General features: G+C 72.0%; 17 protein-coding genes. 6 read left to right on the top strand and 11 right to left on the bottom strand.

Features of this window, described 5'->3' with window-relative positions:
- Positions 1–23: 23 nt before the first annotated feature.
- From AB1673_09470 to AB1673_09480, 3 genes are read right to left on the bottom strand one after another with little or no spacing between them, the layout of a single operon-like run.
- On the bottom strand, positions 24–1,298 hold the full coding sequence (locus tag AB1673_09470) for an isochorismate synthase (protein ID MEW6154200.1): 1,275 nt from the start codon (positions 1,296–1,298) through the stop codon (positions 24–26).
- Between the two features lie 4 nt (positions 1,299–1,302).
- Complete coding sequence (locus AB1673_09475) at positions 1,303–1,992, bottom strand: ubiquinone/menaquinone biosynthesis methyltransferase (protein MEW6154201.1); 690 nt, start codon at positions 1,990–1,992, stop codon at positions 1,303–1,305.
- Positions 1,989–2,738, bottom strand: a complete 750-nt coding sequence (locus AB1673_09480; protein MEW6154202.1) for a MerR family transcriptional regulator — start codon at positions 2,736–2,738, stop codon at positions 1,989–1,991. Before AB1673_09480 ends, AB1673_09475 begins: the two co-directional genes overlap by 4 nt.
- 60 nt (positions 2,739–2,798) lie before the next feature.
- On the opposite strand from AB1673_09480, the gene AB1673_09485 reads away from it, so the two are divergent.
- The 3 genes from AB1673_09485 (at position 2,799) to AB1673_09495 (ending at position 4,384) form a co-directional block, all read left to right on the top strand.
- On the top strand, positions 2,799–3,416 hold the full coding sequence (locus tag AB1673_09485; GenBank protein MEW6154203.1) for a TetR/AcrR family transcriptional regulator: 618 nt from the start codon (positions 2,799–2,801) through the stop codon (positions 3,414–3,416).
- 7 nt (positions 3,417–3,423) lie between these two features.
- Positions 3,424–3,999 carry a YdeI/OmpD-associated family protein gene (locus AB1673_09490; protein ID MEW6154204.1) on the top strand — a complete coding sequence of 192 codons (576 nt, stop codon included), beginning with the start codon at positions 3,424–3,426 and terminating at the stop codon, positions 3,997–3,999.
- A gap of 64 nt (positions 4,000–4,063) precedes the next feature.
- A complete protein-coding gene (locus AB1673_09495) occupies positions 4,064–4,384 on the top strand; it encodes a DUF3817 domain-containing protein (GenBank protein MEW6154205.1) in 321 nt (106 codons plus the stop codon).
- Positions 4,385–4,396: 12 nt separating this feature from the next.
- On the opposite strand, the gene AB1673_09500 is transcribed toward AB1673_09495, so the two are convergent.
- Positions 4,397–4,861 (bottom strand): SufE family protein, encoded by a 465-nt coding sequence (locus tag AB1673_09500; protein MEW6154206.1) that lies wholly within the window; start codon positions 4,859–4,861, stop codon positions 4,397–4,399.
- 112 nt (positions 4,862–4,973) lie between these two features.
- Here AB1673_09500 and AB1673_09505 point away from each other — a divergent pair, with 112 nt between their 5' ends.
- Entirely contained in the window at positions 4,974–5,858 is an 885-nt protein-coding gene (locus AB1673_09505) for a sulfurtransferase (protein ID MEW6154207.1), read from the top strand.
- 74 nt (positions 5,859–5,932) lie between these two features.
- Positions 5,933–6,325, top strand: a complete 393-nt coding sequence (locus tag AB1673_09510) for a hypothetical protein (protein ID MEW6154208.1) — start codon at positions 5,933–5,935, stop codon at positions 6,323–6,325.
- On the opposite strand, the gene AB1673_09515 is transcribed toward AB1673_09510, so the two are convergent.
- Positions 6,312–6,776 (bottom strand): DUF3291 domain-containing protein, encoded by a 465-nt coding sequence (locus AB1673_09515; protein ID MEW6154209.1) that lies wholly within the window; start codon positions 6,774–6,776, stop codon positions 6,312–6,314. The two genes, AB1673_09510 and AB1673_09515, sit on opposite strands and share 14 nt — an antisense overlap.
- Positions 6,777–6,816: 40 nt before the next feature.
- Complete coding sequence (locus AB1673_09520) at positions 6,817–7,983, bottom strand: hypothetical protein (GenBank protein MEW6154210.1); 1,167 nt, start codon at positions 7,981–7,983, stop codon at positions 6,817–6,819.
- A gap of 1,060 nt (positions 7,984–9,043) precedes the next feature.
- On the opposite strand from AB1673_09520, the gene AB1673_09525 reads away from it, so the two are divergent.
- Positions 9,044–9,418 carry a TnpV protein gene (locus tag AB1673_09525; GenBank protein MEW6154211.1) on the top strand — a complete coding sequence of 125 codons (375 nt, stop codon included), beginning with the start codon at positions 9,044–9,046 and terminating at the stop codon, positions 9,416–9,418.
- 1,077 nt (positions 9,419–10,495) lie between these two features.
- On the opposite strand, the gene AB1673_09530 is transcribed toward AB1673_09525, so the two are convergent.
- From AB1673_09530 to AB1673_09550, 5 genes are all read right to left on the bottom strand, one after another.
- Positions 10,496–10,774, bottom strand: coding sequence for a hypothetical protein (locus AB1673_09530; protein ID MEW6154212.1), 279 nt, complete (start codon positions 10,772–10,774; stop codon positions 10,496–10,498).
- Positions 10,775–10,783: 9 nt separating this feature from the next.
- Positions 10,784–11,203: a hypothetical protein gene (locus AB1673_09535; GenBank protein MEW6154213.1), complete on the bottom strand. Its 420-nt coding sequence runs from the start codon at positions 11,201–11,203 to the stop codon at positions 10,784–10,786.
- Positions 11,204–11,645: 442 nt separating this feature from the next.
- Positions 11,646–11,948, bottom strand: a complete 303-nt coding sequence (locus tag AB1673_09540) for a helix-turn-helix domain-containing protein (protein MEW6154214.1) — start codon at positions 11,946–11,948, stop codon at positions 11,646–11,648.
- Between the two features lie 17 nt (positions 11,949–11,965).
- Positions 11,966–12,943 (bottom strand): lytic transglycosylase domain-containing protein, encoded by a 978-nt coding sequence (locus AB1673_09545; protein ID MEW6154215.1) that lies wholly within the window; start codon positions 12,941–12,943, stop codon positions 11,966–11,968.
- Positions 12,940–13,500, bottom strand: a complete 561-nt coding sequence (locus AB1673_09550; protein ID MEW6154216.1) for a hypothetical protein — start codon at positions 13,498–13,500, stop codon at positions 12,940–12,942. Before AB1673_09550 ends, AB1673_09545 begins: the two co-directional genes overlap by 4 nt.
- Positions 13,501–13,507: the final 7 nt, after the last annotated feature.

Genomic DNA, 13,507 nt, shown 5'->3' on the forward strand with positions numbered 1-13,507 from the left:
GGTACATTTTTGCTCACTGTCACTCAAACCCGGACTAGGGCGCGGAGCATGGGTTCGAGCTTGGCCTGGGTCTCGGCCCACTCGGCTTCGGGGGACGAGCCGGTGACGATGCCCGCGCCGGCCCACAGCGTGGCTCGGCGGCCGTCGAGCTGGGCGCAGCGCAGGGCCACGGCCCAGTCGCCGTCGCCCCGGCGGTCGACCCAGCCCACGGGCCCGGCGTAGAGGCCCCGGTCGAACGGTTCGAGGGCGGCCAGGGCGGCCAGGGCGGCCTCCCGGGGGGCGCCACCTACGGCCGGGGTGGGGTGGAGCAGGGCCACCAGGTCGAGGGCCGTGGGCGCGGGCGTGCCCAGCCGGGCCGTGACCGACGTGGCCAGGTGGGTGACCGAAGACAAGGCCACGACCTCGGGCCGCTTCACGAACACCTCGGGGCAGGCCCTCTCCAGCCGGGCCTTGACGTCTTCGACCACCAGGCGGTGCTCGTCACGCTCTTTGGGCGACGAACGCAGCGCCGACTCCCGGCGCCGGTCCTCGGCCCGGCCCCCGCCCCGCTCGACGGTTCCGGCCATGGGCCTCGACCACGCCCACCGGCCCCGCCGGCGCAGGAGCAGCTCGGGGCTGGCGCCCACGAAGCCGGCCGGAGTGGCGAAGGTGAAGCAACTGGGATGGGACCGGCGCAGCCTGTCAACCACGGCCGCCGCGGCGAACGGCTGGTCGCCCCACACGGTGACCCGCCGGGCCAGGACCACCTTCTCGATGCGGCCGGCGGCGATGGCGTCGAGAGCGCCCCGCACGCCCGCTGTCCACGCCATGCGCCCACCGGCCGACTCGACGGCAAAGCTGGTCGGCTCCAGGCCCGGCGGCCGGCCGGGGGTCGCGCCGCGGACCTGGGTGGGGGTCGCGCCGCGGGCTGGGCCGACGACCGCGCCGCGGGCGGAGGCCGGAGCGGGCCCGACCTCGGTGACCCAGGCCCGGCCGTCGGCGTCGCGGCCGACGACCCGAGCGGGCACGATCAGTTCGCTCTCCTGGCCGTCGTGGAACGCCAGCGCGCCCACGGCCAGAGGTCCGGTCCCGGCCAGCCCCAGCGGGTCGTCGACCTCGATAGCGCCCAGCAGGGTCGCGACCTCACCGGCTGCCTTCTCCAGCCGGCCCGGTCCGGTGGCCACCGCCACCCGGGCGGCCACCCCCGTACCCACCAGGGCGGTCCCCTCGTGGGACCACACGAACGAACCAGCCGCCAACCCGTCGAGGGGGTCGGTCCCGGCCGGCAGCTCACGGGTCACGGAGCGCAACGACCTCACCGGCTCACCTCCGGGTGCCGGTGAGCAACTGGGCGATGCCCGTCGACAGGGTGAGGCGCCGGGCGCTGTCGAACCCCGCCTCCCCCAGCAGGGCGACCAACCGTTCCTCCCCGGGCAGGTAGGCCACCGACTTGGGCAGGTAGCGGTAGGCGGCCCGGTCCGACAGCAGGCCGCCCACCAGGGGCACGACCTTGCCGAAGTAGACCGAGTGACCGGCCCGCAGCACGGGGTTGGCCGGCTCGGACACCTCCAGCAGCGACACTCGCCCGCCCGGGCGCAGCGCCCGGGCGCACTCGGCGAAGAACGGGGGGAGCGACTCGAAGTTGCGCAGGGCGAACCCGCACACGATCCCGTCCACCGACCCGTCGGGCACGGGCAGGCACAGGCCGTCCCCCCGGACCAGGGGGGCCGACGTACGGGCCGCGGCCAGCATGCCGAACGACCGGTCGACCCCCACGGCCCGGTAGCCCTGCTTATGGAGCTCCCGGCACAGGTCCCCGGTGCCACAGGCGACGTCGAGGGCCACGCTGGCGGGCGGTAGCCCGAGGGCGGCCACCGTGCGCTGGCGCCACCCCACGTCCATGCCGAACGTGAGCAGGCGGTTCATGAGGTCGTAGCGGGGGGCGATGCGGTCGAACATCGTCTCCACCGCCCTGACCTTCTCCTCCCCCTGGGGCAGGTCGGGCGCGCTCAAAGGGGCTCGCCCACGGGGTCGCCCACCGGGTCGAACACGGGCTCGAAGTGCTCCTGGGCCACCGCCAGCAGCACGCGCCGGAAGTGGTAGCTGGCCAGCTCGGTCACGGCCGGGAGCAGCGTCCGGAAGGCGGCCACCATGTGCTCGGCCTTCTCGGGCTCGGGCAGGTCGGTGTCGCGCAACGGCCGGCGGACATAGGTGTCGAACAGCTCGACGGCCTCCAGGGCGAACTCCCGGGTGGCGTCGTTGTGGCGCCGGGCCAGGGCCAATAGCTCGGGCAGGGGCAGACCGGTCTCCAGGACCGCCATCCCCCCGGTCACGATGTCCACGTCGGCCTGGGAGAAGCGGACCTCGCCGTCGTGGCGGCGCCCGACCAACAGCCCGTCGCGCACGAGGGCGTCGAGCATGGGCGCGGGGACCTGGGTGCGAGCCGCCAGTTCCGCTATGTCGAACAGCTCCTCGGCCACTCCGTCAGACCCCTGCCCGCCCGCTTCCGCCACGGCCGCGGCCAGGCGTTCGTCGGCGGGGTCGAGCTCGCCGGCCAGGAACCGCCCGATAACGGCCAGGCTGAAGCCCCGGCGCTGGAGGTCCTTGATGCGGGCCATGCGCTCGAGGTGCTCGCCCGTGTAGACCGCGTTGCGGCCGTCACGCTCGGGGGCGGGCAGCAACCGCTGCTTCTGGTAGTAGCGGACCGTGTCAACCGACACGTCGGCGGCCTTGGCCAGCTCCTCGACCCGTAACCGCATGAGCACCCATTCTAGGAGCGTCCACTCCCGAGGTCGCAACGCGGTGTTACCGTTCTCGTGATGGCCTCGCCCACGGCCCGCACCAACGCCGGCGACGAGACCCGCGCCCGCATCGTCGAGGCCGCCTTGCAGACGATCCGCGACGAGGGGGTGGTGGGCACCAGCGCCCGCGCCATCGCCCGGGCGGGCGGGTTCAACCAGGCCCTGATCTTCTACCACTTCGGCAGCGTGCAGCAGGTGCTGCTGGCCGCCGTGGAGAGCATCAGCGCCCAACGCATGGCCCGTTACCAGGAGCGGCTGGCGGGCGTCACGACGTTGGCCGAACTGGTTGCCGTCGGCGCCGAGTGCCACCGCGAGGACGTGGCCGAGGGCAACATCCGGGTGCTGTCGCAGATGCTGGCCGCCTCGGGGGCGTCCCCGGAGTTGGCCGCCCAGATGCAGGCCTTCTTCGACCCGTGGGTGCAGCTCGTCGAAGACGCCGCCACCCGGGTCATGGAGGGCACGCCCTACGCCCGCACCGTGCCCGCCCACGACGTGGCCATGGGCGTGGTCGCCCTGTTCATGGGGATCGAGCTGCTGAGCCAGGTGTACGACACCCAGCCGTCGGCCGCCGTGCTGTTCCAGGCCCTGGGCCAGCTCGCCACCGTCCTCGAAGGCCTGCTCGCCCCCCGCACCTGACCGTCTTATGGCCGCCGACCTGGCCGTCGAGCCGTTCGAGTCGCAGGCGGCTTGGGAGGCATGGCTGGCGGCCAACGGCGCGACGGCCCCGGGAGTGTGGCTGAAGTTCGCCCGCAAGGGGTCGGGCGTGCCCACCGTCACGTACGCCCAGGCCGTCGAGTCGGCGCTGTGCCACGGCTGGATCGACGGGCAGTCCAAGGGCCTGGACACCACCTGGTACCTCCAGCGGTTCACGCCCCGGAGAGCCCGCAGCCGGTGGTCGAAGATCAACCGGGACAAGGCCGAGGCCCTCATCGCGGCCGGGCGGATGCAGCCCGGTGGGCTGGCCGAGGTCGAGCGGGCCAGGGCTGACGGTCGCTGGGAGGCGGCCTACGACCCGCCCAGCAAGGCCACCGTGCCCGACGACCTACGGACCGCCCTCGACGCCGACCCAGTGGCGGCCGCCGCCTTCGCGGCCCTCGACGCCCAGAACCGTTACGCCGTGCTCCACCGGGTGGCCGAGGCCAAGCGGCCCGAGACCCGCGCCCGGCGCATCGCCGGCTTCGTGGCCATGTTGGCCGAAGGGCGCCGGCCCCACCCCTGACCCTCGGGGACGAGCCCGGCCGCCCGTCTGGCCTCGGCAGGGCGCCGGCAGCCATACTCGGGCCGTGGCCACGTCGCCGGATAGCTCGCAGCCCCAGGGACCGACGCGGGCGTTCGTGCTCGTCGCGTACGTCGAGGCGGTGACGTTCATCGTCCTGATGTCGGCGGTGGTGCTCTACCGGGTGTTCGACGGGCCCCGCTACATCAGCGTGCTGGGCCCCATCCACGGCATCGCCTGGTTCGCCTACTTCGTGCTCGTCCTGCGCCTGCGCGAGGAACTTGGGTGGAGCGGCGGCAAGGCGCTGCGGCTGCTGTTCATGTCGATCGTGCCCTTCGGAGGCTTCTGGGCCGGCCGCGAGGTCGCCGAGCCCGCCCCGGCCACCTGAGCGCAGCCCGGGTCAGTCCTCGGCGGTGGCGCCGGTGCCGTCACCGCGGACGGCGACCTGCTCGCGCACCTGACGCTTGAGGCGCCCGAGGATGGCGCTCATCCCCCGCAGGCGCAGCGACGAGATGGCCTCGCCCAGGCCCATCTTCAGGTAGAAGTCGTCGGGCGTGCCCAGCACCTCGTCGGCCGTCGTGCCGTCGAGGCCCTCGTGGAGGATGCCGGCGAACCCCCGGGTGGTGGGGGCCTCGGCCGGCACCTGGAAGTGGAGCCGCACCCGCTGGTCGGCGTCGAGCTCGGTGGCCAGGAAGAACGGGGTCTGGCACTCAGGCACCGCCTCCAGTAGCTCGGGATGGTCGGCGTAGCGCTCGGGCAGGGGCGGGACCTTGCGGGAGTACTCCAGCAGGGCCTGCACCCTCAGGTCCTTGGGGGCACCGGCGAACAGGTCGACGATCCGTTGCAGGGGCGGGGCGGTGGCCATGGCCCCAATGTTCCCAGCCCTTGGCTCGTTCAACAAATCCCGATCCCCAAGGTCGGGTTTTCGGCACTAGAGTGCCAGTGAGCGAACATCAGACCCGAGAAGGGGGACCAGGATGCCCGTACCGCACGACCCGGCACCCGAGCTTCAGCAGTACGCCCACCCCGAGCGCCTCGTCACCACCGCGTGGCTCGCCGACAACCTCGACAACCCCGACCTGGTCGTCGTGGAGTCCGACGAAGACGTGCTGCTCTACGACACCGGCCACATCCCCGGTTCGGTCAAGGTCGACTGGCACCTCGACCTGAACGACCCCGTGACCCGCGACTACGTCGACGGCGAGGGCTTCGCCCGCCTCAACTCCCGCAGCGGGATCGGGCGGGGCTCCACGATCGTGTTCTACGGCGACAACTTCAACTGGTGGGCGGCCTACGCGCTGTGGGTCTACACGCTGTTCGGCCACTCCGACGTCCGCCTGCTCAACGGCGGCCGGGCCAAGTGGGTCGAAGAGGGCCGGCCCATGACCACCGACGTTTCCAAGCGGGAGGGCACCGACTACCCGGTGGTGGAGCGCAACGACGCCCCCATCCGCGCCTTTCGCGACGACGTGCTGGCCCACCTCGGCCAGGGGCCGCTCATCGACGTGCGCTCGCCCCAGGAGTACTCGGGCGAGCTGCTGCACATGCCCGCGTACCCCCAGGAGGGGGCGCTGCGGGGCGGCCACATCCCCACGGCCAAGTCCAAGCCCTGGAAGACGGCGGCCAACGACGACGGCACGTTCAAGTCGGCCGACGACCTGCGGGCCATCTACCACGACGAGCTGGGCGTCGGCACCGACGACTCGACGGTCGTCTACTGCCGGATCGGCGAGCGGTCGAGCCACACCTGGTTCGTGCTGACCCACCTGCTGGGCCACTCCGACGTCCGCAACTACGACGGCTCGTGGACCGAGTGGGGCAACCTCGTGGGGGCACCCATCGAGAAGACGTTCACGCCGTAGCTCCCGAGAACGCAGATTGGGGCCCCTGGCCTTGGGGCCCCCCTCGGGCGTACAATGGGGTTGCCGTGTACGAGATGTCGATCGAGGTACTTGACGGGAAGTACCCCGCCCGCCTGTGGGTCGAGGCCCACGGCGACAGCCTCATCGAGGCTGCGATCTACCACGGCGCCACTGACTGGCGCTTCCACGACCTGCGCTGGGGAGTGGTCCTTGAGCTGGGGTTCGCCGACTCCGACCAGTGGGACGCGTTCCGGGCCGACGCGGGTGTCGAAGCCGCCCTCGATGCCGTTCCCAACCCCGACGGCCTGCTGATCTACCGGGGCTGGGGCGGCAGCTCGTGGCCACGAGAGCCCCGCCGGCCCCGGCCCCTGGCCGGCGCGGGGGCGGCCGCCCTGCCCATCCCCGAGGAGTGGACGGTGGTCGAGGCTCCGCCCGCCCCCCTGCCCCGGGTGCTCATCTCCCGCTGACGGGCGCCTCGTCGGGGCCCCACTGGCGACGCAACGAGAAGGCGAACGGCGACGGGCCGCGGTCCCGCAGGTGGCGTAGCCGTTCCAGGCCGTCGTCGACGGTCGGCTGGCTACCTTGGTCCACCCACCACATGGCCGTGGTGAAGCCACCGACGGGCACGAACCACCGGGCCCGGCGCTGCATGAACAGACCGTGGGCCGTGCGGTAGACGTAGCTCTGGAGGGCCGCGAAGTCGGTCCACGTGGACAGGGTGACCACCACCTCGGCGCCGTCGAGGTCGCCGTAGAGCAGGGGGCCGTCGTCGGGGCGTAGCCGCCACACGAACCCGGGGCTGCGTTCGGCCAGCCAGAACACGTCGTCGAGCGCCCGCACCAAGGAGGTCATCTCCGGGTCGTCGATCGGGGCCCGCAGGCGGGCCACGTTGACCTCGGCCAGCTGCGCCCCGCTCACCCGATCACGCCGATCACGCCGATCACGCCGATCACGCCGATCACGCCACCATGTCGAGGCGCCGGCGCAGGCTGGCCTCGAAGCGGCCGAGGTCGTCGACCCGGTAGGCCAGCACCCGCTGGCCGTCGAGCACCTGGCGCAGGCGGGAGGCGTCGGCACTGGGGTCGGCCAGCAGGGCCTGGAGGCGGTCGTGGCGGCCCACCAGGGCCCAATGGTCGCGCAGGGCCGGGCCCAGTTCGTCGAGCTCCCACAGCAGGCCGCCCGACACCTCGGACACGTCGATCAGCACGGTGTCGGTCAGGCCGGCCAGGCGGCGGACGACGTCCTGCCAGACCTCGTTGGCGCAGCGGACGACCGTCAGCCGGGGTGCGTAGATGCGGTTGGCCGCCCGCCGCACGGAGCGGGTGACCGCGTCGATCTGTCCCCGGCGGTCGACCACGACGGCCCGGCGGCGCTCGGCCCGGCGGATGGCTCGCCGGCCGCCGACCGAGAACAGCAGCAGCGAGCCGGCCAGGGCAGCGGGCACGAGGGCCACCATCATCATCATCACGCCCACCACGACTCCGACGATCAGCGCCGCGAAGAGGGCGCCGAAGATGCCGCTGATGGGGTCGTCGGCCTGCTCGAAGGCGTCACTGGCCGCACCCTCGATGGCCCGTTCCAGTTGGGCGTCGAACCACGGGGGCACGACCCACAGGAGAAGGACGGCGAGGCCGGCCGCCAGCAACCACGGCGTGACCCGGAACAGCCACTGCGTCCGCCCGCCCACACCGACGGGAGCCACCTTCTGGTCGTCGAGGGTGACGAGCCGCCAGCGCCGGCCCAGGCCCCTGGCCACGGCCGTGCTCAGGGCCTCGGTGGCGTCGGTGAAGCCGAACCTCCTCAGGAACAGGGCAGCGTGGCGCCGGCCCCGCACCAGGCGGGTGCCGACCCGGATGGCCACGTAGCCGGCCACCAACGAACCGGCCACCCACAACCACACCGACGGGTCCCCGCCGAAGTCCACGCTGCTGTTGAGCCGCAGCGACAGGACCACGGCGCCCATCACGAACATGGCCGGCAGCAGCAGGACCAACCCGGCCAGCACGACGACCACGCCCACCACCAGGGCCGGCCCCCGCAGCAGCCGCCGCGGCCGCCGGTCGCCGGGCCGGACCAGGTCCTCGACGATCACGAAACCTGCGCCATGGTTGCCCACCGCCGCCATTCTGCCCGCCTATCCTGCCGGGCGCGCGGCGAGGCTCAACCGGGCCCGGCGAGGGCGGCGATGGCGTCCTTCGCCTGCCCCCAGAGCGGGCCCATCTCGTCCCAGCCAGGTCGTCGGCGGCAACCCGGGAACGGGTCTCGAAAGGCCGGAAGTGAGAATTCCTGGGAGCCATTTCCGGTACCGAGCTCGTGCAGGTTGCCGTGCTGCCAGAGCTGACGTCGCCGACCACGACGGGTGAGCCGCCGAGCGGGTGGGAGAGGATGGGCGTCCGTGGGCTGGACGACGACGCCCTTACCGCGTTGTGGACGAGGTCGACGACGACACCACGACCGTGAGCGTGCTGCGGATCGACCACCGAGCGGGTGTGTTCGGTCTCGACGTACTCCGCAGCCGCGAGGCGTTCCTCCGCCTGTTGCTTCCGCTGAGCCCGCAGGGCTCGCACCCAGGCCGTCGTCCGGCTCGACGCTGCGCACCCCGTCCCGGCTCTTGCCGGGCGACACGACCAGATCGGGCCCAAGGACCACGACGAACTCGACGATATGGACTCGCCAGCGATCGAGGTCCACGTTCGCCCACCTCAACGAGACGAGCTCGCCGATACGCAACCCAGACCCCAATAGGAACGCCTAGACCGGGTACGTCCGGCTGCCCTCCATCAAGCCAAGGAGCTCCCGCGCCTGCTCGGGCGTCCCGTGGCGGGGGATCGACTCACCGCCCTCGACGCCCCGGCTCACGAGCGGCTGGGCCAGAGGCTCGACCACACTGGCCCCCGGCCGGTGCCCCGGCATGGGCCCGCGCCGGCACCCGCCGCCGACGGGCCAACCCCGTCCGCCCCCGAACTGGAGACCGGCCTTTGAGCCCGCGGACGCCGCGGTGCCCCGGCGGCCCCAGGGCGACAGGTGATCGGCAAAGCCACCGCTATGTCGTCGGCTCGCCCTAGCCTTGGGGCATGAGGCGAGGCCGGTGCCGCAGGGAAGAAGGCGCCCCGGTTGGGAGGGGCAGCAGCTCAGCTTCGAGGAGCTTCTTGCCGAGGCCGGTGCCAGCGACGACGATGGCCCCGATGGACGACGGGCCGCTGGGGCAGATGAGCCCCTACGGCGCCCGGGCGATGGCCTACGTGAGGGACCACTGCCCGAAGCGGTTCGCGCAGATCCCCGACCCGATCGGCTTCTTCACCGACCTGGGGGACCAGCTGAGGGACCGGGTGGAGGGGCTGGCCCCGGTCACGGGGGCGACGACCTCCGACCCCCAGGGCTGGCTGGAGGAGCTGGGGCGGGCCAACATGGGCCGCCTCATGGCCGAGGAAGTGGCGTTCTCGGAGCTCTACCAGGACTTCCCGCCGGAGGGCACCGAGGACGAGGACCTGGAGAAGGACTGGGAGCCGCTGATCCCGGACATGAGCGACCTCTGGTCGCCGGAGGTGGAGGAGACCTAAGCCTCCCGCCGCCGGTCTTCCGCCCTCACGGACAGGCCGACCTCGCCCCCTAAGGCCTGCGAGCCAATCTCGATGCCCTCGACGTGCGGGCGACGCTCGACCGCCAGCCCGGCCGGCCACCGCGCACGAGCAGGCCGTCCTGGCCCGGTGGTCGGGATGGGGGGGCGCTGCCCGGGACTTCGACGCCGAGGACGAGCGCTGGGCCACCGACCGGGCCGACCTGCGCGTCCGCCTGGACAAACCGAGTGGGACGCCGCCGCCCTTGCTCCGCGGTCTTCTAGCCAGCTAAAGGTTGGGGAACGACGTCGGGTCGGCGGGGCTGAGGCGCTCGGCGTCCAGCCGCCCTCCATCAAGCCGAGGAGCTCCCGCGCCTGCTCGGGTGTCCAGTAGCGGGGGATCGACCGCGGCGAACGAGGTGTCCGCGCCGATACCAGCCAGCCAGCCAGCCAGCGCGCTGGGAGGGATTCGAACCCCCAACCTTCTGATCCGTAGTTAACCCAGGGGGGTCCAGCGACCTGCGGCCGAGACGTAACAGTCCTGGTCAGGGCGTTCTCAGCTGCGCGCTGCTGCGCCCTCCAACACCCCTTTCGGCGCCAGGATGTGGACTCTTTGTGGACTCGGCGAGGGCTTCCGTAAATGGGAGAAATCCATGGGATTGACTGAATAGCGAGATCTTGGCCGCAAGTTCGATGACTATACTGCATCGGTCTATCCTGGAATGCCCTTGGCGGGCTCCTTCAAATGAACTACCCGATTCGCGGCGCGACGGATCATGCTGAACACCCCTCGGATCCACCGGGGAGCGAGCACTACGCGCCGGGCATCCTCCGAACCAGACGGGTTCGATCGTGCTCACTCTGAGTGGTCTTGCGGATCAGCGGCGAACGGCGCTGCTTGTCCAACGCTCCCCACGCGCCAGAGGTGCCGGTCGGTTGCACGTCCCACCAACCCCTCTCGCGCCCAAGGACTGACGCACGCCCATCAGGACCGCGTACCCGTCCGATCCGGTATTAGCCGCATGCGTGCCAGCCGACCCGCATCACAAGGTCGGGGGCCCTCACAAGCGCGCAGGCGGGCTCATCCAGCGCGGCCTCCGGGACCGGGCCTACGGGCAGGGGTAGCTGGGGCCCGGTTTCCGGGGGGGCGCAGGGGGTCGTGCCAGTGAGGGTCGAGGGCGTGGGCCACCCTGAGGATGTCAGCCTGGCCGCTGTGGTTGGTGACGACCTCGGCCCAAGCAGCTGCCAGGGCGGCCTCGAACGTGCGCACGTCCACCGTGGCCGGCAGGACGGCGCGCAACACGGCCCGTTCGACGACCACGATGGCCTGCTCAGAAGGAGATATCTGAGTTAGTTCCACAGCGTTACATTATAGATCGAAGTCTGGAGGCTCAAGCTCCGGCAGAGTGGGATAGACCGGCTCCGCGGGAGGGGCGGGCGCCCACTGAAGGTCGGCGGGGCTGAGGGGGCCATACACCCAGCCGATGGCTGCTCCCAGCTCCCCGCCCCAGATGTCCTCGGGGGCGAGGTTGAGGTGATCGGACAGCCGGCGCACGGTGCGGGCGTCGATCGTGGCCAACTCGCCGCTGATGACGGCGAGGGCATACCCCTTATCGAGCCCCAGGGCGCGAGCTGTCTCGACCACGTCGGCGCCATCGCGGACCATGTAGCTGGCCATCACCTGGCGGAGCGGCGCCGCTGGCAAGCCGGCCAGTGCGCCTTCGGGTACCTCGGTCGGTGGACGGTGCGCCGACTCGTACTCGGGCCACGGCTCGGGCCAGGTGCTCACCCGGCTCGCACCGCGGGCTCGCCGCTGCCACGTCGGAGCCATCTGCCGTCTGCCCGGCCTTCTTGCACCGCCCACCGGCGCGCCCACCGCGCCAGTCCCGCCGATCGTCGGGGACGGCAGGGCTGCGCCCTCCGTAACCCGTGGTCGGCGTGACAGGTCCGTAGGACCAGCCGGGCAGACGGTGGGCGCATGCGACCGAGCAGGGCCTGGCCCTGTGACTGCTGGCGTGGGGAGTTGGGCTCGAAGAGAGGCCTCGTACGCGTTCGGTTGCTCACCGAGCGATGTCCGGTCCCGTGGCCGACGCCCACCAACGAGCCCCTGCGGGAGCGGAGGACCTCGGTAGCGGCAGCATCGGCGGCCCCGGGTAGGAGCAACCTGGAGCCCGAACAGGTTCCGGATTCGAATGTGTCCAGGACGCGCGGGGGCAGGACAAGGACCATCCCTACCGTTTCCTCGCAGAAGACACCTTCGTCGTCAGCCCGGCCCGGCCACTTGTCCCCCGTCGGGTCGCGCCGGTCCGGGACGCGGACCTGAACTGGGCCCACGGCTGGACGGGGTCCTGGCGGCCGGATTCGACGAAGGCGTCGAGGTCCACCGGCCTAAAGCGGACGAACTTGCCGAGCTTGTAGTAGCGGAGGCGGCGTTCAAGGACGAGGCGGCGGATGAAGGCCTCGCTCACCTGCAGGTAGGCCGCCGCGCCGGCCACGTCGAGGAGGGTGCTGTCGTCAGCGCTCTGGTTGGCCATCCTGTCGTCCCCTGTACTCATTCCGGAGGGTTTGCCGACCAGCCGAAGTGGATGTGGCCTTGGTGGGCGTCGTCACTGAACACGCCGGGGCGGTCCGTCAGGTCGGGCCACGGGAGCCCGGTCTCGGTGGGGCGAGCGGGCGGGGACAGGTCGAGGGCGGCGATGGCGAAGGCTCGGGCGGCCCCCGACGAACGGCTGACGAGCTCGCCGGCGACGGCGTAGATGTCCACGCCCCGGCCTACCCAGTGATTGGAGACCCGGTTGGTACCGGCCACGTACTGGCTGTGGCCGGTCTTGAGCACGCTGACCGCGATCGTGTGGCGCTCCACGGCCCAGGCCAGCAGGTCGACGACGCGCTGGTCGATGATGCCGTCGAGCAGGTCCTGGCGGGCGCCGGGGGTGAGGGTCAGGTTCGGGTGGTCGACCAGTGCCCGGGCGTCACCGGGGGGGACGGAGCCAGCGGCCTCGTAGGTGGCGGCGATCTCCAGGACCTGGTCGACGTACCAGTCGGCGTGGTTGTAGTGCCAGAGCGCATTGCGCTCACGGCCGTCGCCGGCCCCGTTGGCGCACAGGTAGTTGGCCGCCCCCCAGATGGCGTCCACTGGGTTGTAGACGTCCCGGGCCCCGTCGCCGTCACCATCAACGCCGTAGGCCGCCCAGGTCGGTCCCAGGAACTGCATCGGGCCCATGGCGCCCGAGGAGTTGGCGCCGGAGTGGACCCCCGGCAACGTGGACCGCCCGTGGTCACTCTCCACGCTCCCTACCGCGGCGAGCACGGACCATCGCATCGCGCACGTCGACTCGGCTGCCTCCCGGTAGACCGGCAGCAGGTCGGCGGGGATGTCGGCCAGGGCTGCCTCCGAGGGCCCGGCCACCGGGCGGGCGTCGGCCTCGGCCTGGGCCCCGAGGATGAGCATCACCAGGAGAAGGGCGGCGAGGGCCGCTGCCATGAACCCGACGGCGGCGACCGCAACCGCGGCGAGGACCAGCGTCACGTGACCTCCACGTCGACGACGGCCCACCTCTCGGCCTCCTCGTCCAGCACCAGCCGCAGCACGTAGAACGACAGGCGCGCAGGTCCGCTCCCCTCCGTCGAGACGCTCCACCGGCGCACCGACGCGGCCACGGTCGCGGTCACCCGGCTCTTGTCCACGATGACCAGCCCGACAACCTCGCCAAAGAACTGCGTCCCGCTGGCCCGCAGGTCATCGACCGCAGCCCCGGCCGTCCCGCCCGCGCCAGCCATAGCAAGGTCCTCGGCCAGCCGCCGGCTCGTGTACAGAGCGCGTCGAGCCGTCACTGCGTCCGGTTCCTCGGCCACCGAGAAGTTGGTCTGGACCATGAGGAACCGGGCGGCCACGACCTGAGCGACGAGCCACTCGTCGGCCCCGAGCGGCGGGAGCTGCGACCCGTCGGCTGAGGTACCCAGGGGCGGGAGACCGAGACCGCGGCGTCGGTCGTCGTCGAGGGGGACGGTTGCCCCGGCAGCCCCTGAGGGCTCTTCGTGATCGCCGTGGTCGCTGTGGTCGCCGTGGCTAGGCGGGGCTTCCACGACGGCA

It is taken from the genome of Actinomycetota bacterium, assembly GCA_040754375.1.
GTDB lineage: Bacteria > Actinomycetota > Acidimicrobiia > Acidimicrobiales > AC-14 > JBFMCT01.